The following is a 25823-nucleotide window of genomic DNA, read 5'->3' as shown; positions in this document are numbered from 1 at the left end:
TCACCCGAACAGTTCGTAAGTGGTGGTGCCGTCGTCGAGGTTCAGCTCCAGGCGCGCTGTGAGGCATGCGAGGTTGGCGCTCTGCTCGGCGTCGACCAATTGGGCCTGCGGCGTACCGGCCGAGAGGTCGGGCCACACCTCGTCCATGGCGGTCGCCGTGAACCGCCGCCGCTCGGTGCCGATCAGCGCGCCGCGCGCGTTGATGACCGTCTGCGCATCGGCGACGCTGTCGAAATAGCCGACGGCTGGCGTCGTGGAGCCGTCGCGCGAGCTCGGGTAGCGCGCGGCGATCGTCGCGTCCGACCAGGTCGCTTTCACGCTGTCGCGGATGGCGGGGCCGATATCGGCGGGATCGGCGGGCATCAGCCGGTCTTCAACACGAAGCCGCGGTCGCTGCTGTACCCGATATCGTTCGCGATACGCGCGTTCATCACGTCGACCAGGCGCTGCAAAAGGTCGTTGGTCTGGGCGCCGATCTCGGCCGTCGCCTGCGTGTTCGCGGCGGTCTGTGCCGCGCTCGCCGCGGTAGCCTTGGCGAAGGGGCTTTCGACCGGCGTCCCGATCGGGGCGATGTTGTCGAATGCGGCGATGGCCTTGTTGGTGGCCGCCTGGACCGTATCGAGGACCTCGAAATATTTGGAGGTCGATCCGTACATCTGCCGCTCGACGTCGAGATAGGACTGCGCGGCTTCCTGATATTTGCTCTGGTCGATCGCCTGGCCGGCGCCGATCTGCTCGAGGAACGGCTTCAGCGCGGCGAAGGCGGTCGATTCCTGATCGCGCAGCGAATAGGGCGAATTGCTGCCCAGCATCAGCGATTTCTGGAAGTCCTTCAGCGTCTGCGTCGCCGAGGTCGTGCTGTTCTTCGTCTGCGCGAGCTGGAGGTTGTACAACTGCTCGGCCTGGGCGAGCTGCTCGGCCGTGGCGCCGCCCTCCTCCATCGCGTCCTTGATATGCTGGAACTTCATGTTGAGGGCGTCGATCGCCGCGCCCACCGGGTCGTAATATTCCTTCAGCGATTTGGGCACGCTCTCGATCAGCAGCGCCTTGTTGATCGCCGACTGCAGATCCTGGCCGGATGCGAGGATGTTCTGGCTGGCCTTGCTGATCCCGGTTACCACCGCGTGCGAGATCGAATAGCGCACGGCATATTCGATCGCGGCCTGCTGATCGCCGCCGAAATCCTTCAGCACGTCCGGCCCGAAATTGTTGGAATGCAGCGGCTTCGTCGTCGCGGTCAGCGCGACGCGATATTTGTCGTTCCACGTGCCCAGCGTCAGCGCCGGCAGGCCCTTGATCGTCGCGCCGAGCTGATCGGCGATCGTGTTGATGCCCGACGATACGGACGACGCGACGCCCGTTGCGGCCTGGATGGCGTCGCCGCCCTTGCCGGCGCCCTGACCGCCCGATACGTCTCCCCATTGGTTGAGGGAGATCGACGCGTTCGACCAGTTCGGCTTGTTGAACAGGCCGCCGACCAGCGAGCCAAGGACGCCGCCGGCGATGGCGCCGAGCGGACCTGCCGCCCCGCCCAGCGTTTTCAGGAGGCCAGTCGCGCTCTTGCCGATCGTATCGCCGAGCTTGCTCCCGAGCTTATCGCCCAGAATGCCGCCGATGCCGGATGCGAGCTTGTTGTCCTTGCTGCCGGAGATCGACGAGAAGACGGACCCGCCGAGTTGGCCGAAGCTGGCCCCCTGCAGCACCTTGCCGAGGTTGTCGCCGAGGGCCTTTGTCAGCTGCGGGGGAAGGCCCAGCAACTTGCCCGCACTCTCGGCGATGCGCCCGCCGGCATAGTCGAACAGGTTGGCAGCAGAGAGCATCTTCTGCGCTGCCGTGTCCGCGAGCCGTCGGCCGGTCACCGTCACCTCGTCAGCATAGGCAACGGGCACGGACGATGTCACAGCATTACCACGCTTCAGCGCTTCGATTAGCTGCGGGGGCGACATGCCGTTGTCGTTCGCGGCGCTGGGCGACAAGGACGCTGTGGCGCTGCGGACCATCTTCGCGAAATCGCCGAGGGCGAGACCGGAGTCCGACACCGCCTCTTTCAGGGCGACGCCGGCGCCCTTGGCCTGGTCCTGCAGGATTTCCGCCGGCGTTTTGCGACCGGTCACCTCGCGCACATATTTTTCGATATCGCGATTGAGCCCGCCGAAGATCTGCTCGGAAAGGATGCTGGTTTGCAGGTGGTTGAAATCGGCGACTAAGCTCGATGCCAGATTGCCGATAGCCGACGCTGGCCGAGTTTGCAGATCGTTCAGGAACGCGTTGAAGCTCTGCTGCATCTCGCCGACGGTGCCGACATACATGCCGATGATCCGGCGCTGATCCTCGAGCGCAATCGAGATCGCTTCCTGTTTTGTGGCGAGCTGGAGGACGGTCGCGAGACGTCGTTCGTCTAGCGGCCCCATTTGCTGGGTCAGGCGAATCGCTGCCTGCAAGGCAGTTGCCTCTGCCGTGCGTCCGTCGAGGATGAGCCGCTGGACAAGCAGGCCCTGTTGCTGCGTTTCGATGAACTGCCGATACGGCTCGTCCATGCCCTCACGGATGCGATCGCGGACCTTGGTGATAGTGGCAAGCAGCTGCTCGACCTCGGGGGTAAGTTTCCGCTTGCTGAGGACGCCGTAGAGGTTGTCGAGCTTCAGCGTGGCGATATTCGCCTTTTCGATCAGCGTCGGCGCGCGCTCCCACTGAGCGTTCATCTCAGCGAGTTGCACCGCGGCGCTGTTATCCGCCTGGGTATAGTCCTTGGGCTTCGGCCCCTTCTTGGGCTTCGGGTCCTTGTGATAAGGCTTGAGATCGCCGGGGATGGGCCCACCGTTGAGCACATCGAGCACCTGCTGATTGGCGATCTGGTCCTGACGGTTGGTCGCGAGCGCCAGCAGGGCGAGCTTCACGTCGGTGACGTTCTTTTTCGCGACGGAACCGGACGCCGCCAGCTTGTCGACGGCCTTTACGGCGTCGTCCACCGCTGTCGCGAAGGTCTTCGGGCTGGCGTTCGGGTTGTTGGCGATCGTCGCGAAGTCCGCCAGGACCTGGCGCAACGGCGCGGTGGCGGCGGCGGCGCGCTGCGCTTCGGCGGCGCCGGCTTCCACCTCGCCGAACCCGCCATAGAGCGCGCCGAGACCCGTCGCGCCGGGCGCGCCAAGCTTGGCGAGCGCCTCGGTGTTCTTTTTCGCCTCCTTCTGCGCGTTGAGAATGCCGACCTGTGCCTGAAGCCTGATCATCTGGATCAGAACCTCATTCTGGGTCTTCATCTTGCCGGTGGTGAGGTCGATCACCTTGCCGAGCAGCGACTGCGCATTGCCAAAGGAGTCTGCGGCGGTGGCGGCCTGCGTGAGACGCTTCGCCGATTCGGCGGCGGCGGTGCTGCTTTCCCAGAGCTTCGACACCAGCGGACCGAAGGCGAGCAGCGCTGCCGTTGCCGCGAGGCCCCACGGCCCGATCAATACGCGCGCGACCGCGCCGGCCTTGCCCTCGACATTCGCGAACGCGCCCGCCGCCTGCCCGCCCTGGATCGCCAGGACCTGGAAGACATTCGCGCCCATAGATAGCTGGGTAAACGTATCCTGGGCCTGGTAGGACAGTCCCTGCATCGCGAAGCGCATCGCGTTCGCGTTGCCGGTGGCGCCCTTGGTCGCGTCTGTATGGTCGATGGTCGCCGTCGTGGTGCGGGCAAGATTGGACTGCACATGGCCGAGCACATCGGCGCGCTCGCGCAGCGCGTCGGCTTCCAGATCGTGCGCCCGCGCCGCCAGCATCGCGGCGTCCGCCTCCCGGAGCAGGGCCTCGGTATCGCCCTTGCCCGCAGCGGCGGTGGCGAGCAGCGCCTGTTGCAATTCCCGCGCGGCAATCGCGTTCTGTTCGAACGCCACGGCGCGGCTATTCAGCGCCGTGATCTCGGGTCCGAGGTTGAGCGCACCGCCTTCCGTGCGGGGTACGATCAGCGCGGTTTGCGCGAGCTTCTGCACCTCGGCCATGTTGGCCGAAAAGGACTGGCGCAGCTCTCGGCCCGCCTTGTCCAGCTTGCCGGTGAAATCGGCAATAGCTCGGCCGCCCTCGGACGAGAACTGCGACGCTTCGAGCTTGAGGCGCGCGACAATATCCATTGTGACACCTCCCAAGTTCGGAAAATTTGCGTTAGGAAAGCCACCCTCCAGGGGAGGGAAGAATGAAATTACTTATCGTCTTAGTGGCGGCCGTTTCCGGAGCACTCGCCGGTCAGGAGGCGATGACGTTCCATCGCGTGTCGGGAACGAACTGGGCCACATGGGCAGGCAAGGATGCGATGACTGACCGACCCAACGCGGAAGCGCGCCTGTGGTCCAATGACCGTTCGGTTCAGATGTCTTTTCAATGCGACAATTCGGGCGATCAGCCGCAATTTAGTGCCGGATTTTTGGTGCGATATGACGTGGGCGACAGTCTTTCGCGTGTCTCGCTGCGATATGATGGCGGCGCGCCGGAAAGCTCACTCTGGCAGGCCAGGAATGACTTGGTGCGGTCGCTAACGCCCGAAGATCTCGCAAAAAAGGTCGTTTGGGCTAAGTCGATAGTTGTCCGCATTGAAGACCATCAACTCCAGCCTCACGACGCCACGTTCAATTCGGTCGGCGGGGCAGATGCTCTGAAGACCGTCTCGGAAACTTGCAGCCGAGGCTAATATTACCTCGACGCGCCGACCCTCGCTGCCGCGGCGCGGTAGGCGCCCGGCAATTCCTGGACAGCGGCTGCGACGAGTGGCTCGACAGCCACGGCGTTTCGAAACCGGACCATTGGGAGAAGCACGAAGATCGGAATCACTACGTCGGCCTGTGGGTTGGGCCCGCCGCGCCCTTTCGCAGCCCGGCCTCGAGAACCGCCTGTGAGCGGGCGATAGGCGCCAGACCTGCCGTTGGTGGTGCCGATCGCAGCCAAGAGGCTCGGCTTGCCCTGGCGATAGATGAAAACCAACTTCTGTCCGTTCGCCCGTTCCCACTCGCCTGGTGTCAGGTCGCGGCGCCGGCCGCGCGAGCCCGCCGACGGCAGCGGGATCGCGAGATATTGCCCACCCTTGCCCCTGATCTGGCCGGGCTGGGTCCAGAACGTCATAGCGCCCTTGGTGCGGGTGCCACCGTTCAGGAAAACCGTCCCTACCGGGTCGCGCGCTGGGCCGGATTTAGGGAATACGGACGACGTCCACGCGCGCCAGAGGCGCCCGGGCACTGCACGCTGCGTCGCCGCCTCGAGCGAGCGTTCGAGACGCTTTGTCGTCGTCCCTACCGCTTCGGTGCCGGCCGCCAGATAGGCCCGGACGAGCAGGTCCATATCCTTTTCCAGCTTGGCACCATCGAGTGTGATGTCGACACCATCGGTCATGGCTTGGGGGCCTCCAGGCCATCAATGAAGGCGAAAGCGTCGAGGAGCGCGGCGGGCTGTTCCCCGGGACTGCCTGGGCATGGCAGCGGCTGCCCCCCCATAGGCGAGGCGAAGCGGCGACAGGTGAAATACAGGTCAACCACCGGCCAGACCCATGCCGGCAATGCTAGCCGCGGGTTTTCTTCCCAGATGGCTTTGCCGATCTGCCACCCGCCTTCGATGTAACGCCCGAACCGGAAGTCGCCCGGCCGTCGTCGGACTGCGACGGCTGCGGCAAGTTTCCCTCCGTACGCTCGGTCACATACTGGAGCGAATAGGCCTCGTTGCCCGCCGCGCTCATGTCGAGCGGCGCTAGGCCGGCTAGCGCGGCCTCGGTCACTAGGCCATCGTGTCCGCGCGCGAATACGGCGACCTGACCCTCGTTGTTCCGGCAATTTTCCCACCCGACACAATAGCGGCGAAGGGCGACGATCGGCACCATTTGCCGGCGCCGCTCCATCTGGGCGATCAGCTCGCGGAACGGCGGCCAATGTTCGGCGAGGGCACTCTGCACGCCAAGCAGCTGCTTGGTCTCTGCCTCGTCGAACTCGACATCCTCGTCGCCCTGACTCTCGATCAGCGCCAGCAGTCCGTCGAGTTCGGGGTCACCGGGAATCAGCGCTTGGACACCCTCACGCATCGCCTGCTTGAGTTCAAACCCCTGAACGGTGTGGGCACGATAGTAGCCTGAAAGCTCGGCCTCCATCATGCCACGCTCGATGACGCCCGCAGCACGCAGTTTAAACACGGGCAGGATTTCGGCCACCTGGCGCGCCTGCTCGGCCTTCAGGGCGGCCGCGTCGAACGCCGCCTGATCCTTTGTCTTTTCTAGCTGCTTGCGCAGCCGGGCCATTTTCTCCTCGTAGCGGGCCGGCGCAGCTGCGGCGATGTCGGGGTACCAAGGCGGCGTATAGGGCACGGACACCGTCGTGCTGGTGAGGACCGAGGTCATGGTGCGCTCCGATCAGGCGAAACAGAGAACGGCGTCGCCGTCGCGGTTGGAATTATCCTTACCCGGCGACAAGGCCTGATAGACGGTGGTCTCGGCGCGCAGCTTGCTCCGCATCGCCGGGGTGACCATGAGGGGCTGCGCGAGCGGCAGCAGCAGCGACCAGCTATTGCCGGCCACCGCGCCGAACTGAAGCGCCGCGGTATACTGCGAAAACGCCGCGATATCGGCGAGCACGTTGCGGGTAGCGACGTGCGTCGCGAGCGGATCGACCTCGAGCTGATGGCGGCGACCGGCGATCTGTCCGCCGCCGAAGCCGATGGGCGTATTCGGATCCTGCGGGGTCTCGATCTGGCCGCCGTTCTTCAGCGACCACTTGCTGATAGGCAGGCCGCGGCGCGCGATCTGCGCTGCCGGCGCCGTCCCGGTGCCCTGGACGAGCAGCGGCGCAGAGTGCGACGGATAGACGCCGTTGGTCGGTACCGCGACGTCGGTCTTGCTGACGAACACGCCGGTGAAGCTGAACGCACCGAAGCCAGGCCGCGCGGTGTCGCCGTCGAGGTCGAGCGTGCCGCGGCAATCCATCCACTGATAGAGGACGCCATCCTCGTACCAGAAGATGGTCGCGCAAGGGTGCATCGTCGCGCGCGAAGCTGCGTCCGGCGGCGTCGTGGGCGCATAGGTCCAGTTCGCCGGAATCGCTCCGGTGTTGCTGGCGGAGAGCGGCGACCCGTAGAGATCGGTCAGCGTGGCGACCTTGCCAGCGGTGTAGTCGGAGATCAGTGGGCGGCGCCCCGTTGCCGGCGCGCCGGTCAGCACAAGCGGCATGCCGCGGTAAACCTGCGCGGTCGCCGCGCCGCCGGCGCCGAGCGTGCCCGAGGTGGTCGTGCCGGCAGCGAGCGCCGCTGCGGCGACCGCCGCCTGAAAGACGCCGAGCCAGCCGCACGACGAAAGGGCCGCGTGGAGCGGGGGCTTCACGCTGGCGGTGTACGTCACGCCCGGGCCCGCGCCCTTGATGCGGCTGCGGAAGCTGATGGTCGCCGGCTGGCCGACGACGAGCGGGGCGCCGGCGGCGAAAGAACCGTTCGCCTCGTCCGTGTCCTCGCTGGTGTACGGGCCGTTATACGTCATGCTGTCGGTTTCGCAGGGGACGATATCCGTTACGGCCGACGGGCTCGCGATGGTGCCTTCGGCGGACTGCAGCGCGATCAGCAGCAGCCCGTTCCCCGGGCGGATGACGGGATCGGTCATTGATTATCTCCTTGGGGGACTAGGCCGGCAGCGCCGGGTTGGTGCGGTTGGTGACGAACTGAATGAGGAAATCCTGCGAGAACATGAGCCGCTCGACGCTGGCGAACGGCGCGGGCGTGAACTGGGTATCGCCAGGCTCGATCAGCTCGACGACGCCGCCGAGCGTCTCGTCCTCCATGATCGCGCGGACGGTCTCGGCGTGGAGCGCGTTGCGCTCGGCGCGGGCTTCGCGCCCGTCGCCGCGCTCGATCGTGCCTTCGACGCGCAGGATCATCTCGCGGCGCTGAAGGCCGGCCTCGCGCTCGAGCAATCGGTTAGAGCCCTGAAAAATCGCCAGATTGGGGAAGGTGTCCGGCTCACCCGACGGCTCGATATCGACCATGTCGATACCGCCGATCGTCAGCAGTGCCGCCTCGACGCCATCGTCGATCATGTCGAGGACGGTCGTCATGCCTCGCCCCCGTCAGATACGTCGAGGTGCCATTTGCCGATATCGTCGCGGCGGGTGGCCATCTTGACCTCCCACTTGCGCCCGGCATGGACGAAGAAATCCCGGTTGCTCGCGTCGCCCGGAAGGTCCGATTGCTCGATTTCCCAGGTGACGCGGCGAAGGTTGCGGCCCTGCGAATTATATTCGTCGGCCTGCTCGTCGATCTTGATGCCGGAGAAGGTGAACTCGCCGAGCTTCGCCGAGCTATATTCCAGCTGCTGCGGATCGGTGAATGCCGCCGTGATGACGGGGCCCGCCATCGCGGCGGCATCGGCCCAGGACATCAGTCTGCAGGCTTCAGATCGGCCGCGTCGATGCGCTCGCCGACCGGGCCGCCTGCGCCTTCCGCGAGCATCTCACCCGGCTTGAGCGTGCGCGGCTTGATCTTTGGCGGCGCGGTCTTCGCGCGGGTCGACTTCGGCTTCTTCGGCTTGTCGGCCGCTGCCTTGGCGTGATGCCCGACGGCGCCGTGACTGTCGACGATCTCGCGCGCGCGATCGGCGGTGATGACGCCTGCCTTCGCCTCGTCGCCGACGACCAGGTCGTTACCGGAATCGACGAACAGGCCCAGATTGTCGCTCGCGGCGCGATGGAGGGTAATGCTCTTGAGGGTCATAGCGACCTCCTGAAAAGGGAACGGACGGCCGAGACGCAACAGGGCCGCCCGCTCAGTTTCACGCTGGGCGGGAGGGTTACGCGACCCAGCGCAGCTTGACGGCGACCGTGGCGTCGCCCGACTGGGCGGCCTTCTGAAACACGCCGATCTGGGTGTTGCTCGCGGAGACGTTCGTCACCAGGCGCGCAGTATTGTCCCAATAGGCCTTCGTCTTGCGGGTGATTGCGACCGCGGCCTTGGGAAGCGTCCAGACGCCGCTGGTGACGCCAACCACCGAGGCGCCGCTAAGCGCGTCGTTGGAGGCGACGGCGAACTCGACGCCATCGAGGAAACCTTGACCGCTGGTCAGGTTGTACGGGGCGACCATGTCACTGTCATTGACGCCCGGGGCGAGATAATTCTTCATGGCGGTGGCTCCTTATTCCGCCGCGCGGTGAGCGCGGATTGCGGCGATCATGTCCGGGGCGGCCTTGGCATCGCCAAGGTCGACACCCTCTTCGGCGGCGATCTTCTTCAGTTCGGCCGGCTTCTTCCCGTCGAGATCCTCCTCGGCGTCCTGGTCATCGACCAGTTCGGCCGCCTTCTCCTCGATGAGGGTGTCGGCGACGGCGTCGGGTACGGGGATTGCGCCCTCGGCCGGCTGGCGAACGACCCCGTCGATGACGCGGGGCACGATCAGCTGAATGCTCTTCATGTGGTTTCTCCTGCTGCGCAGGGGGCGGCACCGCCGCCCCCGCTAGGGCGATCAGTTGCCGGGATTCTTGTAGAAGCCGCGGTAGTCGATGACGGCCCCGCCGACGTCGAGACGCGCTTTGTTCTCGACGCCGTCGACGTCGAAACCGACCCGCGTATCGGTGAACAGCTCTTCCTGACCGAGCAGATGCGCCAGTACGATCGTGTCGAACGCGTCGGGCGATGCCGCGAGGAACCACTGATTGCCGGTGATGCGCGGCTCGACGATCAGCTGCAGGTTGCCCGGGTACGGGTTGACGTTGCTGGTCTGGGTCGCGGCCACTGCAGTCAGGAACTGCTGCGCCTCGACCTTCTTGGCCGCGCCGACGATCAGGAACTCGGGGCGAATCGTGAGGTAGCCGCCCTCCGCACTCGTCTGCATCAGCATGGACTGTTCGCCGGCCGCGACCGCCGCGACGGTGATCGCCGTGCCGGCGCCGGCAAGGTTCCCGTGGCTGGCGTGGAACAGCGTAATGCCGTCCGCCATCACAGGATTGGCGAGCAGCAGACCCCAGACGAGATCGCTCTCAAGATCCGCCGCCTTGCGCCCGAACTGAGTCGGGATGCGCCCGAACAAGCCCTGATCGTCATTGACGATCGCTTGGCGCGTGATCGCGATGATGCGGCCATAGGTGGTGAGCTTGTAGAACATGCCGGTGTCGGTCAGCGCCCCGCGCTGGAACTCGCCGTTCTCCGGCACGACCAACAGCGCCGGCGCGTCGCCGATGCCGATGATGTTCGCCGGCTTGAAATCCGGCAGCGTGTCGGTCGAGATCAGCGACCGGAACGTCTGCGGTGCCGCCGTGAACGCCGCCCGGACGCGCTTATTCGACGCGGTGGAGAGCGCATTGGCGAAATCGCTCGTCGTCATGGCGCCGTAGCGCAAGCCGAGGGCGGCGCCGGCCACTTCAAGGCGTCCCGCCGGCACGTTGATGCCGGTACGCTGCAGATAGTCGCGCGCCTGTTCCATCAGGGTCAGGCCGCGGAACTCGCGAGCAGCGGCGAGGCGCTGGGCGATGATCTGGCGGTCATCGATCGCCACGCCCTGTTCGTCGGTGAGCGTGGCGCCGGGATTCGACCGCAGGGTAACGGCATCTTCCAGCGCCTGGCGATAGCCCTCCGATTCCGTACCGCTGGCGCCCGCGCGAGCGTCGACGTTGCGCGGCTGGGCACCGATGAGACGTTCGTTCACGCGGCCGAGCAGGTCGGCCTCGCTGAGCGGCGTGGTCTCGTTGGCGCGGATCAGCTCGGCCGCGAACTCGTTGCCGAGGGCGGTCGACCGGCCGCACATATCGAGTATCCGCGAGGCGGTGACACCGGCCGCGCGCTGCTCGGGCGGGGTCGGCGCAGGCGCAGGCGTAGCCGCCTGGCGGGGCGCTGCGCCGTTCGGTTCGGTGCGGGTGGTGCCGTCCGGCTCGACAACAACGGTCGTGCCGGCGGCGGGAGCGGCAGCGCCGCGGTTGGCGTTGGGATGGGCGACACCGCCGCCCGGAGCGTTCCGGTTCATTTCTTCTTCCTCTTCGGTGGTGCCGTGATGCGAAGTTCCATTTGCGGACCGAACCACGGCGTTCGGGTCAGCGGGAACGGGGACGAAACTGGCTTCGAGAAGCTCCCAGGCGACGGCGCGCCAGGTTTCGATATCGTTGGAGTCGGTGGCGGTGATCGTCCACTTGGTGACGCGGTATCCGACCGAGATTGCCCGGATTTCGCGGCGCGCGACGCGACCCTCGATCTCCTGGCCGGCTGCCGTCTGGTCGAACTGGACGACGCCGATAAGCTCACCGCCCTCGACCCGCGCGCTGATGATGCGCCCGATCTGGGCGGCCAACTCATATTGATTGTGCGTGTCGAGGCAGGGGCAGACCCCGCCCAGCACCCGCCCGAGATCGATCGCGGTTTCGCTGATCTCGAGTTCTTCGACGAAATAATAGCGCTGCACCGCGGCGCCGGTGGACAGCACGACCTCGACGGTATGATTCTCAGCATCGTAGCTATCCGGCGCGATGCTCATCGCGCGGGTACCGCGACCGCCCGATTGCGGCTGACGCCGCTCCATCGGATCGGGCGCCGGACGATCACCGGGAGTGTTCCGGGTCATGATACCCGGCAGCGGACCGTCGATCATGCGAGCGTGCGGCGGCTTGCGCTTCTTCGGTACCGTGCCGTCGGCAGTGAGCAGAACGGAGGCGCGCTCCGGGTCCTCCGCAGTGTCCTGCGGAGCCAGTTGAGGCTTCTTCATGAGGGGCTCCTATTGGGCCGCAGGCGCGGCAACGGGGGCGGCGAACTGGGTGGGCGGTGCGTCGCCGGCAAAGACCAGCTCATCCACCTTGTTCTGATCGCGATCGGCCTTGATGTCGGCGCGCAGCTGATCAGGATCGTATCCCCGCGCCGTGACGAGGTTCGGACGGCTTTCGAGCCCTGCCGACATTTCAAGAATGTCCGCCTCGGCATCGCCCTTGCGATCGATGCTCTGGAACGGCGGAGGCGACCAGTTCAGTTCATAGACACGGTTCGGCATGAGACCCGCGAGGAAGGCCTCGGCCTGAAATCGGTCGGCGATCTTGTCGAGCGCGATCGGGATGATCGTGTTGTACTGGATCATGCCGGTGGCACGTTCGAACTGCAGGTTCCCCGCCTTGTAGCTGGAGAAATTGACGTGCGAGAGGTCGCCGAAATGCTCGTACGTGATGCCGGCCCCGGCCGCGGCGGAGAGAAGCGCCAGGTGCAGGATGTCTGCGAGCCCGCCTGAGGCTTTCGGATCGCCGAATTTCACGCTTTCGCCCGGCGCCAGGCGGTTGATCATGCCCGGCGTCAGCCCCTCCGACTGAATCCCGACCGGGCTGCTTTCGGCATCGCCCATGAGCTGGCCGAACGGCCGGCCGTCATCGTCGACGCCTTGGGTAATGAACGCTGCGAAGCACGCCTCGATGTTCTTGCGGACTAGCTCGGCCTCGACCCCTTCGTCGATATCTCCGAGCCGCTTGATGATCGTGTTGAACACGCTGTCGCCGTGCCGCTGGCCGATATACTCCTGATGGAACAGGTGGACGACGTCCGCAGCGACGAACCGGACCGTCTTGTAAGACATCCAGCGCTGACCCGGCCGGCCCTCGTAAAAGTGATAGGCGACGACGCGGCGCCCGTCATATTCGACGCCGTTGACGACGTCCCGCCCCTCAAACGAGGTGATGCTGGTCGCAAGCATGCCGCCATCGAGCAATTGCAGGCGCAGCGGGACGGTTTCGCCCGCATCGGCGAGCGGGATCGTCCGCATGACGATGAACGATTCGCCTTCGCGAAACATCGTCCGGACTGCTAGTTCCTGGATTGCATAGAAGCCGAGGCGGCCATTCCAATCGCAGACCTTCAGCCATTTGGCCCAGAGCTTCCGGAACGTGGCCGGGGCCTTTTTCGGAGCCCCGGTGATCCCCCATCCGACCGTGTTGTTGACCAGGATCGCCAGCGCTCGCCGAGCGAACGGGTCGGCGGCGACCATGTTGAGGACTCGGCGCCGATCCACAATGCGCGCGGGTCGCGCATCGTTCGGGTCACCCGTGTTCCGATCCCAGTCAGCCGGCTTGGCCGCGTAGCGCTTCGACTGCGCCATGACATTCAAGGCGCGACGGGCGGCGGCGCGCTTCATGCCCCAAACCGGCGAGAAGCTCTCGATGGCGCGATCAAGGACGCTCATCAGCGAACGACCCGGCCGATGGTTGTCCGGAGCGGCGGCGTGACCTTTGCGGCGCCGGCGGCGACCTCGCCTTTCATTTCACGACGAAGCGCCAGCATGTCGGCGACCGTCTGATATTCGACCTTGCGTCCATCGGCATAGGTGACGGCCTTCACGCCGGCGGTGATTGCCGCGCTGAGGGCGTCGAGGTCGGTCTGTGTCCAGGCCATCAGCGGGTGATCACTTCCGGTGCCGGAACGTTGATCTGTCGGCGCCCAGCGCGGGCAAGAACCATGTCCTGCGCCGAATGAATGGCGTGGCGAAACTCGCTGATGTCATCCGCATGCTCAATCGGGAGGGCCAGGAACGCATTCCACGCCTCGCTGAGAAAATTCACCACATCGATTTCTGCGGAGGTGATCATGAAGGGGTCGCGATATCCAGCCATCAGCGTCCTCGTCGGTTGAGCCAGCCTGGCGCCACCTTCGGAGCCGCGCGAGGCGGCGTCGGGGGCGCCTTTTTCGGCGGCGGTTTCTTCGGTTTGGCGGCGGCCTTCTTGACCGGCGGCGCCTGCAATTTGGTCAGCTGCGCCCACTGATTGTCGGACCAGCGATCGACACCGATCGAGATCGCGATTGCGCGGGCATAGACGGCGTTATCCAGCGCCTCGTTACGATCGCGCAGCTTCTGCCACTCGCGCCGAACCCGGCCGTTGCGCTGCTTGATCATCGCCATTTGCTCGGCGCAGAGCTGCTTGACCCATTCGTCCGACGTGCCGTCGGGCAGGTAAATGAAGCCGTCCGGATATTCCTCGCCGTCGACCGGCTTCGGCAATTGGAGCTGACCGTAAAGCTCGAGCTTCAGCATCGATGTGCCGACCGTCCAGAGCCGAACCCCTTTCAGGATCTTCCGCCCGCCGATCGTGACATCCTGCCAGGTCGGCCCGGCGATCGGCTGCATGGCGTCGAGCGCCTCGCGGCCTTTCAGCGCCATCACGAATCCGGTTCGGCGGCGGGCCCAAGCGTAGATCGGCATGGTGTTGACACCGTCGCCGGAGTCGATGCCGACGCGCGCGAGGCGCATTTCCCGGCCGTCCGCGCTGGTCCAAGACCGCTCTACTTCGCGGTCCATTTTCTCCCAGGTCTTCTTGTCCGCGATCGAGCCTTCGACGTCGATGTGCTCGACGAAAGCCCGCCGACGCTTCGAGCCGAACGCCCAAATGTCCATTTCGAGACGGCCTTCGCCGGCGCGCTGCGCGTCGATCGAGCCGACCAGTACCCCGGCCCATGCCGGCGGCGTGCCGAGAGCCATGGCCTTCTCCCGGCGCTCGTAGAGGCGCTCCCATTCGGGCGCCTCGCCCTTCTCCTGCCAGGCCTCACCGAGCACCTGATTGACGAAAGTTCGCAACAGGTTCGGGTCCTTGCGGACCTCCATGAACTCGCGCGCGATTTCCAGCCAGGCGGCGCCCGGGTGCTGACTGTAGGCGGCCCAGATATGGAAGGAACGGTGGCGGGGAAACGCGCCCGGATTGTGCGCGCGCCATTCGCCGTTTTCATCCATCCAAGGCTTTTCGGCCTCGTCGATCTCGCATCCGTTTTCGCACTGATACCAAGCCCGCGTCGGGTCCTTGGTGGGCGACCACCGAATGCCTGCCCCGGTGCCGTCGCCGAAAACCAGCGTCTGCATGTGCCCGCATCCGGGGCAAGGGACGTAACGGTACTCCTGGCTCCCCTGCTCGAACAGGTTGTCGATTCGGCTGAAGCCTTTGACCTTGGGCGTCGAGCCAGCCCCGCTGAACCGTCGCAGCGATGTCAGGTTACGTTTAAACGCCAGCCTGGCCGGGTCACCCTCTTCCTTGGTGGCCCATGGGTACCCGTCGCACTCCTCGAGCCACACGTCGTCCGAGGTGACGCGCCGAAACTCCTTCGGGCTGTTCGCGCCCTTGATCTGAATCCAGCCGCCTTTGTAGCGCTTCGCCCGAATCTGGTTATCGGCATGCCGCGGCTTGAAGATGGCAACGTCGCGGACGACCTTCCATTGCAGGATGGGGTCGAGATCGTCCCGGCTGAACTTTTCGGCGTCGTCGATCGTCGGCTGATAGATCAGCGTTCGCCGGGGATCGTGCTTGATGCAATATGCGACGCGGCACTGCATGATCGTCGACCAGCCGATTCGGCTGCTCTTCCGACAGGTTACCTGAGCCGTCTCCGGCGAAACGGTCGCATCTGCCATGTCCGCCTGGAACGGAAACGGCCGGATGCGCATGCCGGTGTCGTCGCGGGCGTGATCGCGCATGAACTGCGACAGCGGCGGCTTGATGCGCGGCTTGAATATCGACAGCCATTCGCGAACTGCGGCGACAATTTCCTCGCCGCCCGCGATCATCAATTCCGGCAAGGGCCGGCGAGCTGGCGCCCTACTCTTCTTCGGGGGGCTCTTCCTCATTAAAGCCCCCGCCTCTCGCCTCCTCGACCCGGGCCACACTCAGCTCTTCAAGGGCGTCGTTGATCGCGGCCTCGATCCGATCGCGAAGCTTGTGGTCGCCCTTGGCGACAATCAGCCCGACCTGCTGCAGCCGGCCAACCGCGAGCGCGATAACGCTGACGACGGCGCCGCTCATGTCCGGCAGGGAAGCCAGCTCCTTGCGTCGCTCGGCGTTGTCCATGGCCTTCGAGTCGGCCTGTTCCTTCTTGAGCCGAGCGCTTTCGGCATCGAGGTCGAGCGCATCCTGCGCCCCATCAATCCCGTATTTTTCGGCCGCCCAGGCTTCGAGGTTTTCCATCAGCGAAGCGCCGTCGGCCGGGAGCGTCCCTTTCGCGCGCAGCTCGCCGATCCAGCGGCTGGAAACGCCGAGAACGGCTGCGATCTGCGTCCGGGTCGGCTCTTCGAGGTTGATCTCCATTACTTCCCCCCGGAGACCCCTAAAGTTCCTACCCAAAAGCCAGAAAAATGGCCGTTTTCGGCCGTTTCTGCTGCCTTGAGGGAGGAAGAACTATGCAAAAACCTCGTGGCTAGACCGAAGTTGCGCCTTTGGCCCCCGCATACGGTCTGGGCCAGGAAGGACCCAAAGGGTGGGGTGCGGTCGTTGCCGGTCGACACCGTCAATACCTTGCCGCTAAGCTGGGGAGGCTCGTGCGCTCAAAGTGCCGTGCGTTGCAAAGAGGCTGTAAATGTCGATCCTTACTTCCGACTGTCCGCACTGTCGTTTCAACGCGATGACCTTTGACGTGATTGGAGCGTCTGTGCCAGCGAAGGCATTTGATGGAGGCCGCCCATTCGCAGCTATCTCCGCAACCTGCAGAAACTGCGGCTTGCCAATCGCATTGCGGTATTGGGCAGCGCACACGAATAGTGCGCGAGAACTGAATAATGGGATCGACGCACTGCTTCGGTCGAAGGCCTCGTTTAGCGTTCCGTGGCTCGCACTAGGAGAGACATGGCCGCAGCGTGAACCGGCAGCAATCCCGGCCGACCTACCCCCCGAAGTTGAGCGGGCGTTCCTTCAGGCCGAGACAAATTTCGCTGCTCCCGGTTGCGAGGAAGCCGCAGCAATGATGTATCGGCGCGCTCTGGAGGTCGGTCTGAAGGTGGCGTATCCAGCGATGTCAGGCACCCTCGCTGCGCGCATTAGGAAGCTGGTGACCGATAACCACCTACCTGCACCGATTGGGGAGTGGCTGGATCAGGTACGTTTAATCGGGAACGATGGGGCCCACGAACTTGACGGCGTGACGCGCGAGGACCTTGAAGCGGAGCGAGGGTTCGTCGACACGGCCTTGCGCTATATCTTCACTCTCCCTGCGGAGATTGCTCGGCGTCGCGGTCTCCCAGTTCAGGTTGCTTAATGCGGTCTTGCGATTTCCCATGCCTTCGGACTTCGCCGGAAGCGGGTGCTTCTGCGTTGGGGGTGAGGGCAGTAAGGCCATGTGGCCAGCCGGTCCTACTCACCGCGGGTCGCTCAGGCGACGGTTGCCATGTCGGCGTGCCGATTAGATAACGCGGGCTCAGGGAGAAGCCAAGAGTCGATCTTGACCCGCATAGTGCCGCCGAAGCTGACCAGGGCGAACCGCCCATGGCTCTCCTCGATGACGCCGGTCATGCCCGAAAAGCAGCCTCCGTCCATGGTGACGGCTTGCCCGATCGAGAAGCTGCGCCGCTGGGTCTTCATCACCTTGAGCTTCTCCCGATCCTCGGCTGCGCGCAGGCCGCTGATCTCGGCATCGGACACCAACGGCACGCGCCCGCCATGGCTGAACACCGAGAAGCCAGGGTGCGGGCTGACGGGCAGCAAGCGAACCCGCGACAGCTCGCCGATGTGGCATGCCTTCGCGAAGACGAACGTTGGGGCGATCGGCATTTCGCGCTCGACCACCACCTTGCTGCGGGAGCGGCGCCGGCTGGTCATGTGCGTGGGCGTCCAGACCTTGAAACCTGCCTCGGTCAGCGAGCGGGCGAGCGGGATGGTCCGGGCACCGGTGGTGCGCAGAATACACCAGCGATCACCCGCTGCCTCACCGCCTGAGATACCCTGCCGCCTCATCACTAAAACCCTTCATTCCAAGCGGAACATAATAGAAACAGGCCGCAAACGCTAACCGGGGGTCAGGGCGGCAACCCTCGACCGGAGAATGCCCGCCTGCTCCCGCTGCTGCGCGGCATCCTCAGGGCGGCCCATCTTGTCGAAAAGCTCCGCGGTCCGGTCGAAGCGGGCGGCTCGTTCCTCGTCGCTCAGGTCGCCCTTGCCCGGCGCTACGGGGGCGAAGCTCACCCCGGCCCTGACCGCCCGGGCCACCGCCGTGCACTCCCGCATCAGCCAGTTGTGCCAGGTCTTGGCCCAATCGCGCTTGGCGCCGATCGCCCGCCCTTCCGCCGCCCAGTGGTTGCGGAACCCTTCGGCGGTGACCTCGTAGGCTCCCGCCGGCCAACCGTGGATCATCGCCTGAACGGTCTGGGGCAGGTCGGCGATGGCGGGCGGTTGCCAGTCCGGGGCAAGCCGCGACGATGCCGAGCGAGCCGTCGCCCGCCGCTTTGCTCGTTTCCCAATTTGCTCATTCCCGCCCTGTTCGGCCCCCGCCGGGGGCATCGAAGCGTCAGCTTCGATGGGGGTAAGGGGGGGATTAATTCTTTTAGGGGTCTGGGGATTTTTCTTATCAAGGGGGGCGCTGTCACTGGTGACGTTCGGTGACGTTTGTGCGTCACTACCGTCACATGTGACGCTTTGTGACGATGTGTGACGCTCGCGATAGGCCCGCATGCGTAGGGCGCCTTTCGACGGGCCCGCCGGGGCGACCACCGGAACAGGTGCATTCGCCTCCATCTCGGCGATCGCCTGCACCAATGCGTCGCCCGTCACGCCAGCGGCGAGCAGGTGCTTCACGGCGGTGGCGATGATGCTCACGCCGCCTCTCTCAAAATATACCCTTCAAGGTCGCGCTGCACGAACGCCTGATCGACGCAGCGAAGGCAGTCCTCGAACATACCGGGCCCTGAGCCGTCGAAACCATCGACGCCGGCGATATCGCACAAGCGTGCGCGCTTCGCCGAATTGACCCGGCCGACGTGGCAGATGGTCCGGTGTGCGTGTGCGAGCGCCGCCCACGACTTCATGGTCTGCAGCTTCCAGTCGGTGTCGCCGCCGACAAAAATCCCGAGACGCTTGGAGACGAGCCGCTTTACCCGTCGGAACATTGCCCCAGCTTCCATCCCGTTCTGAACGGCCAGCATGAAGCGGATTCCGCGCAAGCCACGACGGCGGCGCAACCGCTTAAGCCAGCGCATAGACAGATCGAGGGAGGCTTTTCCGCCCATCACGATATCGGGAAGCACGATCCAATCGGGCGGGTTTCCGGCGCGAGCCTGCGTCTCGATGAAGCGAATGAACCGGAAGAACAGTTCTTCATGGAACGGCGTGCCGCGCTGGAAACAGGTCCAGGCGCCGTTATCGGCGGCCCACCGGAATCCCTCCGTGCGCCAGACGCCCGCGGCCGAAACGAGCAAACGCCACCGCGCCTTACGCAGCGCATTGAGATTGCGCCGCGTGCCGGTCCGGACGGTGTACGGGATCATGCCCACCACTCCGCCGCGATGCCCTCAGGATCGCGCACCAGCCTGACGCGGTCGCAGCCGTCCAGTTCTTCACAGATCGCCCGGGCTAGTGCCTCGCCGGACCAGAATTCATCCGGGATCTGCTTTTCGTGCCAGCGCACGAGAACGCCCCGCAGACGCGATTGCAGTCGCTCGGCGTCATCGCCCGCCGGCCAACGCGCCCAAACGGTCCAAGTATGGCCGTGGAAATAGCCGTTCCGCCGGCGATGCGATGCGCTAAAATAGGCCCTGACATCGGTGAAAGCGCCGCTCATGCTGCCAGCCTGAATTCAGGCGCCAACCCGAGGATATGGCGCCCCCACTGGTCGGCGCAGGCCGCCGACATACCTGGGAAGAAACGAGCGCGCTCCGCCGCGCGGTTGGCGCCCGGCGACATGCGATGCACGCGCGACCACCGCTTGTGTTCGTCTGAGCCTTTCGGCGGTAGGGCGAGCTTGTTGGTCGGGTGCAGCTTCGGCAGGCGGCGCAGATACCATCCGGTCGCCTTGAACTCGGGGTCGCCGAACCAGTGCGGCTGCACGATCTGCGCCGCCGGCTCATAGTTCACGATCCGCTCGCGGGCGTATCGATGCATGACGGGGTTCTCGGCCGCCACGAATTCGGCGTCGGCGTTCCACACCTCGGAGAACAGGCCGGCGCCCTCGTCCAACTCGATCCACATTTCTTCGATGGTGCGGCCCGGCGGCGGGACGTGCAGCCACCGGACGCCGCTGTTGCAGAGCCGCGTGCAGGGAGGGTGCGCCACGAAGATCAGGCACCACCGGCCGCTGTTGAGCTGGTCGCGGATGTCGCCGCGGATATGGCGATTGCTGCCGGCGCGATCGGGCTTGATATCGCACGACCACGCATCGAACCCGCGCGCGATGAAAGCATCGCGCACGGTCCCGGTTTCCTCGCAGCCGATCAGGACAGGGACGTTGGCGGCGCCGGGGAGGATCAAGCCGCACCTCGCACTGTCGAGGCCTTCACTAGCGCGTCGCGCTCGACCCTGTTGTGCAGCCGCGACGCCGCCGCGAGGCGGGCAATCCGCTGCCGCTCAGCACGACCAGCGCGACGCTCCGCCAGCGCGCGGGCCAGCTGCAGCGAGAGCCGCCATCGCTCCACGCGGGCGACGAGAAGCCGCCAGGCGCTCACCGGGGCATGCCAGTCGTCAGCGCGGCCAAGCGGGAGCGCATGGTGGCAATCTCGGCCGTCATGGTCGCCTGGTGCTCTCGGTTGAGCGTTTCGAGCGAATTCAGGTCGGCGCGCAGCGCGGCGATTGCCGGCGGCTCCTTGATCTCCCCAAAGCCGGCCCGACGATATTCGATGACGACCTCGACCGAGAGGCCGGTGACCGTCGCGATGCGCTGGTCGTTCCAATCGACGTCATAGGCGCCGCTGTCGGTGTCGAAGTGATCCGACAGCAGGCGGATCATGTTGGTCTGCGCCTTCATGGCGGCCTGCGAGGGTTTCGCCGTCACGGGCTTCTCCTGTTTGCTGGATTGGATGCAGCCAGGGCAGCGGTGCGGGTCGAGGGACCAGCCGGCCTGGATGAACTTCTTGTCGATCTGCTCGGGCGGCATCAGCTGCACGAGGTTGCGGTCCCCGACGTTTCCGCAGCCCGAGCAGGTCAAATGCGCGACCATCGACACGCCACCGACGCCGGGGCGGGTCGTGAGTGACCTGCCCCGGACGCCGTTGCGATAATAATGGCCGTCGCGCCTCACGCTTCGGGCGCGCCGTAGAAGACGGTGGCTGGGGTCTCGTCGTCGACCCGCTGCACCGCCTCGCTGAACGCGTGATCAAACGAGAGGTCGCAGCGGTACAGGTCGTACCAGAACTTCACGCCCTCGCCGGTCTTCCGGTACCGCAGGCGCGCGCCGATGCGATAGAACGCGCCCTTGCTGAAGATCGGAATGGAGATGAAGAACACCCGCGGGACCTTCACCGCGCCCCCGCTCCGCCCGCGCGTCTCATGGTCGACCGAGAAGCTGATCTTGCCTTCGCCGGAGGCGAGGTTCGTCGTCTCCTCGACGTTGGCCGTCTCATAGACCTTCAGGCCAGTCGCCAGTTCGACGAGGGTAGCGAAGTCCGCGATGCTGTCGACGCCACCGTTCGAATTCACGAAGCGCTCGACATGTTCCGGGAATGCGTCGCCGGCGTTGGCAATGTCGCCGATACGATCCTCGAGAAAGAGCGAGAAGTCGGCCATCGACATCACGACGCCGTTGCTCTTCAGCCAGGCTTTCCACTCGTCGGACAGCGGGAAGTTGAAGGTCGTGCGGTGCTTGCCGTGGCGATACTCGCCGTGTTTGCCCTCGGCATCGGCCCGGTGATAGTCGAGCACCGCCGTCAATTTGGGTGCGCTCTTGTTGTCGTCGGCAAACACTGCCGTATCGCTGTCACCGAACCGAACGACGTGGCTGATGAAGCTGTCGAGCGAGGTCAGGGCCGCCGTGCCACGACGGAACCGGGGATTGTCGCGGACGGCGTCGAAGAAAGTGGCCGGCAGCGGCTCGATCGAACCGCCGTCGATCTTCGCCAGCACCGTGAGCCCCGATTCCGGGTCGCTGACCGGCGTTAAGGTCGGCTTCACGGTCTCTTCGATGAATTCACGGGTCTGCTTGAAGAGATCGCCGACACCTTCGGCGGTGGTGAGGCAGGCAGCGCTCAGCGCGGTCCCGGTCACCAGCTCGTTATTATCGTCCATTGTCAGTCCTCCTGTTGAGAATCAGACCGACCGCACGTCGCGGCCGGCGTCGGAGACCACACGGGCCCCGAAGAACACGCCCTGGTCGGGGCGATTGCGGGAAAGGCGGCCGTCATCGTCCGAGAACAGCAGCGTGCCGGGCTGGTCGGGCGTCGGGGCCGTGACCTTCAGCGTCGGCGTGACGACGTGGGCGCCGTTCATCATCTTGATTTCGAGCTTGATCGTGATCGAGCCCTTGGCGGCGCCCTTGGCGTTATCCGCGTGCTCGTCGATCTTGCGGACCAGCTCGCGCAGCTCGGCGGACGCGTCCAGGTCGAACTGGCCGTCGTTCAGCAGGCGGATGGTATCGGCCAGCGTCGCGGCAGGCGGTGGCAGGCGCGCCCCGTCCGCCGCCCGGGTCGAGAGGATCTCGCCGGTGCTGGGGTCAAATTCTTCGTCGGGCATATTGGTCTCCATCGGCGCTGGGTGAAGGGTGGAGGCGGGCGCCGGCCGGCCTCCGGAAAGGGTGGCAAGGCGGGCCGTCATGCGGCCTCCATTCCGTCGAGCAGGCCGCCGCGGTCGCCGTCGATGCGGCGCCGAGCGAGGGCGGCGTATTCAGGGTTCAGCTCGATCCCGATGCAGTTGCGCTGCAGGCGGTCGGCTACGAGGCCGGTCGTGCCGGCGCCGAAAAAGGGATCGAGGACAACCCCACCCGCCGGGCAACCCGCCAACAGGCATGGGACAACAAGGGCGGGCGGGAACGTCGCGAAATGCGCGTCGGAAAACGAGGCTGTGGCGATCTGCCAAACCTCGATCGGCACGAGCGGGGACAGGTCCGGCTCGTAATTGCGGAGAAGACGAGTGCTGCGAAGCTCGCCGGCATCGTCGATCGCGACTTGCTTCCCGCCGACAGCCTTCATCGGGCCGTTCGTTTTAGCGCCGGCGTTCGCCCGATCTGAACCGGCCTGGGCTTCGACGTTCTGCGCCAGGCGCGCTACCGACGCATCGGCGACCGGCATCTTCACGGCGTCATCGTCGTAATAGGACTTCGCTGATTTCGTGAGCAGCCACACCTTTTCGTGCGCGCTCGAAGGGCGATATCGACCCGACGAGTCCGGCATCGGATTGGGCTTTCCCCAGACGATCTCGCTCCGGACCCACCAGCCGGCATCCTGCAGCGCGATGGCCAGCCGGTTCGGGATCATGCACAGGTCCTTCGGCTTCAACATGCCGATGCCGACCACGCGCGGACCCGACTGCGCGCCAAGGTTGCCCATGTTCTGGGTCTTCCCTGCGCGCGGCGTCTTCTCGTAGTCGCGATCAAGGTGGCCGTAGATCGCGCCCGCCGGAGCATTGCCCCCGCCCCGGCGCTTCGTCCCGTTCAGCGGCGTCGTTGGGTCGCCTGGGACGGCACCGTAGATCGGCCCCACCGTGGAAAACGGCTTATCGCGGAATGTCCTGTCGTCGTTGCCCGCCGCCTTAGTGGCTTCCGCGCTGCGCCCGTTGGGCTTCGTGGCGTAGCAGTCGCCATAATTGATCCAGCAGGTGCCCTCGGGCTTGAGGACACGGCGCACATGCTCGAACACCTCGACCATGACGGCCAGGTGTTCTCCGAGAGTCGGCTCCATGCCGATCTGCCCATCGACGCCGTAGTCGCGCAGGCCCCAGTAAGGCGGCGAGGTAACGCAGCAGTCCACCGACTCGTCGGGCAGCGCAGCCAGCTGCTCGCGCACGTCGCCGATGAGGATCGACACCGTCACGCCGCGCACCGCTTCCAGGCATGCTCATCCCAGCCCAGCCGCTCGGCGCGCTCGATGATCTCGGCATCGGTCAGGACGAAGCTGCCCCGCCGCCAGAAGGCGCCTTCCTTGTCGGGCCCACCCTTCGCGTCGCAGCGATAGACAAAGCTGATGCGCTGCAGGAATTCGGCGGCCCGGCCGGCGCGGCTCATGTCGCGCTTGCTTTCGATGCGGACCGGCGAGCTGTTCCCGGCGAACCCGCGCGGCGACGGCTTGAAGGTCACCCCGACCTCTTCGGCCCAGCGCCGGACCAGCACGACACCGCGGCCATAGGTCGCTGCTGCCTGCGACGCGGTCAGCCCGCGCACGCGCTGGGCGAAATCGGCGGGAACGGGCGTCGCCTTGAAAGCGCCGTCGGTACCGGGAACGCCGCATTCCTTGCGCCAGCGGGCAATATACCCGAGCCCGCAATTGTAATGCTTGGCGAGCTGCGGCTTCGACATGGTGGGCGAGAGGGCCGCGAAGTCCTCCGGCATAGAACGGAAGCGAGAGGCCGGCTTCGGAGGCTCGGTGCTTTCTGCCGGGCCGGGACGCCCCACCGCAGGGATAGCGGGCAGGCGGACGTCCTGCCGGCACCGCATGCGATCGACTTGGCCGGAGACGGCGCTGCGCGTGGTCTGCATCGCCTGGGCGACTTCGGTGAAGGTCTTCCCCTCCCGGATCAGCGAGCAGAGCTGCTCGACACGCTCGTCGCACCACCGGGCGGTTTTCCCACCCGGCGCGGACAAGCCGATAGCGCCCGGCGAAACGGCCATCGCCGCTCCGCCGTCTGTCATGACGTTCATGTGCACTCACTCCTTGCCGGCCGCGCCGGCGGCTAAATCCTCATCCGTTCACCGCGCGCAGCGAGGACGGCGCGCGAATCCTGTCGATTTCTGCGATCCACCCATCCAGCAGCAGGCGGACCGCACGAATGTCGGCCTCCATCGCCAGCAGCTCAGGATGGGTCTTGGCGGCGCCGCCGGGGCTGTCCGGGCTCTCTGCCGAAGCGACCTGCGCGAGCAGGGCGGCGATCGGCTGGGTGCCGCGGTCGCTGTCGCAGACGGCATCCTTGGGAACGAGGCGGCGACCATAGGCGGCGGCGACATCGTCGAGCGCCGTCGGGCAGGCTGCCAGGGCATCCCACAGACGCTTGGGGCTGGTCGATGCCCCGGCCATCACGTTGCCGAGCTGTTTCGGGCTCAGGTCCATGACGAATGCGAGGCCCTTCGGTCCGACGCGCTGCTGCGCGCGGGCGAGCCCGGCGACCATGTGGCCGTGGAACTCGACTTCCGAAACCGGCATCGTTTCGGGAACGACACTTCCAACAGTCATGCTGTACCTGCTTGGTTATGAAGAGAGATCATCACGCCGCCGCCTGTTCAGCGATCAGGACCAAGTCCTCCGGGGTGACGACGCCCTTGGTCGCCTCCGAAATCTTCACCGCGAGGGGAAGCGAAGGCTGGCGCTGGCGATACGCAATCTTGCGGATCGTGTTGCGGGGCTCTTCGATCCGGTCCGCGAATTCGTGGACCTTCTCGCCGGTGGCGTTCAGATGATCGAGCAAATGCATTTGGGATATGTGCCCCGACAGGGCACACAAGGCAAGCACAAATTGTGCCCCACTGGGGTTCTTTCGTCGGTTGCCCTGTCAGGGCACATGGAAAGGGTGCTGCCGAACAACATCGCCCATTATCGAAAGCTGCGCGGATTCTCCCAGGAGAAGCTGGCCGCCGATATCGGCACGACTCGGAATATGCTGACGAAGATCGAGAGCGGGAAGCGGGCGCTCACCAGCAGCTGGATCGAGAAGATAAGCGACGTGCTGAACGTCGCGCCCTATCTGCTGATTGCGCCGACCCAGATCTTGCCTACTGAAGCTGAGCTGGCCCAAATGCTCGGCGCCGCGCAACAGACGCTGCCAGCGGGTCTTCCGTATTCCGAGTGGCCAAGAGCTGTTGCTGCAGGTCTGCACACGCGGCTTCTGACGCTCGTAGGTGATCGCGCCAGTGTCGATAATTTGGATGGCTGATCGGCACGCGCTCCCGGCGTAGCCGCTCCACTTCTCTCTGCCACCACGCCAGGCGCTCGGGCATGATCGCGCATTCGAGAAGACATGTGCGGCAGCCCACGTCGCACGCCGGTTCCAGCATTAACACCGCTGCTC

The 25823-nt window shown here is 65.4% G+C and carries 30 protein-coding genes; 3 read left to right on the top strand and 27 right to left on the bottom strand.

What is annotated here, in order from left to right; genetic code table 11:
* Positions 1–363, bottom strand: a complete 363-nt coding sequence (locus tag AC1DX5_RS05610) for a hypothetical protein (RefSeq protein ID WP_478014496.1) — start codon at positions 361–363, stop codon at positions 1–3.
* The gene (locus AC1DX5_RS05605; RefSeq protein WP_478014495.1) at positions 363–4109 is read right to left on the bottom strand and encodes a phage tail length tape measure family protein; all 3747 of its coding nucleotides are present in this window, start codon (positions 4107–4109) and stop codon (positions 363–365) included. The genes AC1DX5_RS05610 and AC1DX5_RS05605 overlap by 1 nt, the downstream gene beginning before the upstream one ends.
* 62 nt (positions 4110–4171) lie before the next feature.
* On the opposite strand from AC1DX5_RS05605, the gene AC1DX5_RS05600 reads away from it, so the two are divergent.
* Positions 4172–4663: a hypothetical protein gene (locus tag AC1DX5_RS05600; RefSeq protein ID WP_478014494.1), complete on the top strand. Its 492-nt coding sequence runs from the start codon at positions 4172–4174 to the stop codon at positions 4661–4663.
* A gap of 2 nt (positions 4664–4665) precedes the next feature.
* On the opposite strand, the gene AC1DX5_RS05595 is transcribed toward AC1DX5_RS05600, so the two are convergent.
* The 14 genes from AC1DX5_RS05595 to AC1DX5_RS05530 form a co-directional block, all read right to left on the bottom strand.
* Positions 4666–5358, bottom strand: a complete 693-nt coding sequence (locus AC1DX5_RS05595; protein WP_478014493.1) for a DUF6441 family protein — start codon at positions 5356–5358, stop codon at positions 4666–4668.
* Between the two features lie 166 nt (positions 5359–5524).
* Positions 5525–6349 carry a hypothetical protein gene (locus AC1DX5_RS05590; protein ID WP_478014492.1) on the bottom strand — a complete coding sequence of 275 codons (825 nt, stop codon included), beginning with the start codon at positions 6347–6349 and terminating at the stop codon, positions 5525–5527.
* A gap of 12 nt (positions 6350–6361) precedes the next feature.
* A complete protein-coding gene (locus AC1DX5_RS05585) occupies positions 6362–7597 on the bottom strand; it encodes a hypothetical protein (RefSeq protein ID WP_478014491.1) in 1236 nt (411 codons plus the stop codon).
* Positions 7598–7616: 19 nt separating this feature from the next.
* Positions 7617–8048, bottom strand: coding sequence for a hypothetical protein (locus AC1DX5_RS05580; RefSeq protein WP_478014490.1), 432 nt, complete (start codon positions 8046–8048; stop codon positions 7617–7619).
* On the bottom strand, positions 8045–8371 hold the full coding sequence (locus AC1DX5_RS05575) for a hypothetical protein (protein WP_478014489.1): 327 nt from the start codon (positions 8369–8371) through the stop codon (positions 8045–8047). Before AC1DX5_RS05575 ends, AC1DX5_RS05580 begins: the two co-directional genes overlap by 4 nt.
* Positions 8371–8703: a hypothetical protein gene (locus AC1DX5_RS05570; protein WP_478014488.1), complete on the bottom strand. Its 333-nt coding sequence runs from the start codon at positions 8701–8703 to the stop codon at positions 8371–8373. The genes AC1DX5_RS05575 and AC1DX5_RS05570 overlap by 1 nt, the downstream gene beginning before the upstream one ends.
* A gap of 76 nt (positions 8704–8779) precedes the next feature.
* The gene (locus AC1DX5_RS05565; RefSeq protein ID WP_477044577.1) at positions 8780–9109 is read right to left on the bottom strand and encodes a DUF2190 family protein; all 330 of its coding nucleotides are present in this window, start codon (positions 9107–9109) and stop codon (positions 8780–8782) included.
* Between the two features lie 12 nt (positions 9110–9121).
* The gene (locus AC1DX5_RS05560) at positions 9122–9397 is read right to left on the bottom strand and encodes a hypothetical protein (protein ID WP_478014487.1); all 276 of its coding nucleotides are present in this window, start codon (positions 9395–9397) and stop codon (positions 9122–9124) included.
* 51 nt (positions 9398–9448) lie between these two features.
* Positions 9449–11674 (bottom strand): prohead protease/major capsid protein fusion protein, encoded by a 2226-nt coding sequence (locus AC1DX5_RS05555; RefSeq protein WP_478014486.1) that lies wholly within the window; start codon positions 11672–11674, stop codon positions 9449–9451.
* Positions 11675–11683: 9 nt separating this feature from the next.
* Complete coding sequence (locus AC1DX5_RS05550) at positions 11684–13126, bottom strand: phage portal protein (RefSeq protein ID WP_478014485.1); 1443 nt, start codon at positions 13124–13126, stop codon at positions 11684–11686.
* The gene (locus AC1DX5_RS05545; RefSeq protein ID WP_478014484.1) at positions 13126–13335 is read right to left on the bottom strand and encodes a phage head-tail joining protein; all 210 of its coding nucleotides are present in this window, start codon (positions 13333–13335) and stop codon (positions 13126–13128) included. Before AC1DX5_RS05545 ends, AC1DX5_RS05550 begins: the two co-directional genes overlap by 1 nt.
* Complete coding sequence (locus AC1DX5_RS05540; RefSeq protein WP_478014483.1) at positions 13335–13553, bottom strand: hypothetical protein; 219 nt, start codon at positions 13551–13553, stop codon at positions 13335–13337. Before AC1DX5_RS05540 ends, AC1DX5_RS05545 begins: the two co-directional genes overlap by 1 nt.
* Positions 13553–15490, bottom strand: a complete 1938-nt coding sequence (locus tag AC1DX5_RS05535) for a phage terminase large subunit family protein (protein ID WP_478014482.1) — start codon at positions 15488–15490, stop codon at positions 13553–13555. Before AC1DX5_RS05535 ends, AC1DX5_RS05540 begins: the two co-directional genes overlap by 1 nt.
* Positions 15491–15521: 31 nt before the next feature.
* Positions 15522–16007 carry a terminase gene (locus AC1DX5_RS05530; protein WP_478014481.1) on the bottom strand — a complete coding sequence of 162 codons (486 nt, stop codon included), beginning with the start codon at positions 16005–16007 and terminating at the stop codon, positions 15522–15524.
* Between the two features lie 268 nt (positions 16008–16275).
* On the opposite strand from AC1DX5_RS05530, the gene AC1DX5_RS05525 reads away from it, so the two are divergent.
* Positions 16276–16950 carry a DUF4145 domain-containing protein gene (locus AC1DX5_RS05525; protein WP_478014480.1) on the top strand — a complete coding sequence of 225 codons (675 nt, stop codon included), beginning with the start codon at positions 16276–16278 and terminating at the stop codon, positions 16948–16950.
* Positions 16951–17063: 113 nt separating this feature from the next.
* On the opposite strand, the gene nusG is transcribed toward AC1DX5_RS05525, so the two are convergent.
* The 11 genes from nusG to AC1DX5_RS05470 form a co-directional block, all read right to left on the bottom strand.
* Positions 17064–17645, bottom strand: coding sequence for a transcription termination/antitermination protein NusG (gene nusG / locus AC1DX5_RS05520; protein ID WP_478014479.1), 582 nt, complete (start codon positions 17643–17645; stop codon positions 17064–17066).
* Positions 17646–17696: 51 nt separating this feature from the next.
* On the bottom strand, positions 17697–18503 hold the full coding sequence (locus tag AC1DX5_RS05515; RefSeq protein ID WP_478014478.1) for a hypothetical protein: 807 nt from the start codon (positions 18501–18503) through the stop codon (positions 17697–17699).
* A complete protein-coding gene (locus tag AC1DX5_RS05510) occupies positions 18500–19171 on the bottom strand; it encodes a hypothetical protein (RefSeq protein WP_478014477.1) in 672 nt (223 codons plus the stop codon). Before AC1DX5_RS05510 ends, AC1DX5_RS05515 begins: the two co-directional genes overlap by 4 nt.
* A complete protein-coding gene (locus tag AC1DX5_RS05505) occupies positions 19168–19464 on the bottom strand; it encodes a hypothetical protein (RefSeq protein ID WP_478014476.1) in 297 nt (98 codons plus the stop codon). The genes AC1DX5_RS05510 and AC1DX5_RS05505 overlap by 4 nt, the downstream gene beginning before the upstream one ends.
* Complete coding sequence (locus AC1DX5_RS05500; protein ID WP_478014475.1) at positions 19461–20150, bottom strand: hypothetical protein; 690 nt, start codon at positions 20148–20150, stop codon at positions 19461–19463. Before AC1DX5_RS05500 ends, AC1DX5_RS05505 begins: the two co-directional genes overlap by 4 nt.
* Positions 20151–20340: 190 nt before the next feature.
* The gene (locus tag AC1DX5_RS05495) at positions 20341–20835 is read right to left on the bottom strand and encodes a hypothetical protein (RefSeq protein ID WP_478014474.1); all 495 of its coding nucleotides are present in this window, start codon (positions 20833–20835) and stop codon (positions 20341–20343) included.
* Positions 20836–20912: 77 nt separating this feature from the next.
* Entirely contained in the window at positions 20913–21899 is a 987-nt protein-coding gene (locus tag AC1DX5_RS05490) for a DUF2303 family protein (protein ID WP_478014473.1), read from the bottom strand.
* Positions 21900–21920: 21 nt separating this feature from the next.
* Positions 21921–22424, bottom strand: coding sequence for a hypothetical protein (locus AC1DX5_RS05485; protein WP_478014472.1), 504 nt, complete (start codon positions 22422–22424; stop codon positions 21921–21923).
* A complete protein-coding gene (locus AC1DX5_RS05480) occupies positions 22421–23638 on the bottom strand; it encodes a DNA-methyltransferase (RefSeq protein WP_478014471.1) in 1218 nt (405 codons plus the stop codon). The genes AC1DX5_RS05485 and AC1DX5_RS05480 overlap by 4 nt, the downstream gene beginning before the upstream one ends.
* A complete protein-coding gene (locus tag AC1DX5_RS05475) occupies positions 23635–24462 on the bottom strand; it encodes a GcrA family cell cycle regulator (protein ID WP_478014470.1) in 828 nt (275 codons plus the stop codon). The genes AC1DX5_RS05480 and AC1DX5_RS05475 overlap by 4 nt, the downstream gene beginning before the upstream one ends.
* Positions 24463–24502: 40 nt before the next feature.
* Positions 24503–24991, bottom strand: a complete 489-nt coding sequence (locus tag AC1DX5_RS05470; protein ID WP_478014469.1) for a hypothetical protein — start codon at positions 24989–24991, stop codon at positions 24503–24505.
* Here AC1DX5_RS05470 and AC1DX5_RS05465 point away from each other — a divergent pair.
* Positions 24990–25688: a helix-turn-helix domain-containing protein gene (locus AC1DX5_RS05465; RefSeq protein WP_478014468.1), complete on the top strand. Its 699-nt coding sequence runs from the start codon at positions 24990–24992 to the stop codon at positions 25686–25688. The genes AC1DX5_RS05470 and AC1DX5_RS05465 overlap by 2 nt on opposite strands.
* The last annotated feature ends 135 nt before the right edge of the window (positions 25689–25823 follow it).

This window comes from Sphingomonas sp. P2_B6 (assembly GCF_056404755.1).
The sequence above is the reverse complement of the archived record's forward strand: the minus strand, read 5'-3'. Positions and strand labels throughout refer to the sequence as shown.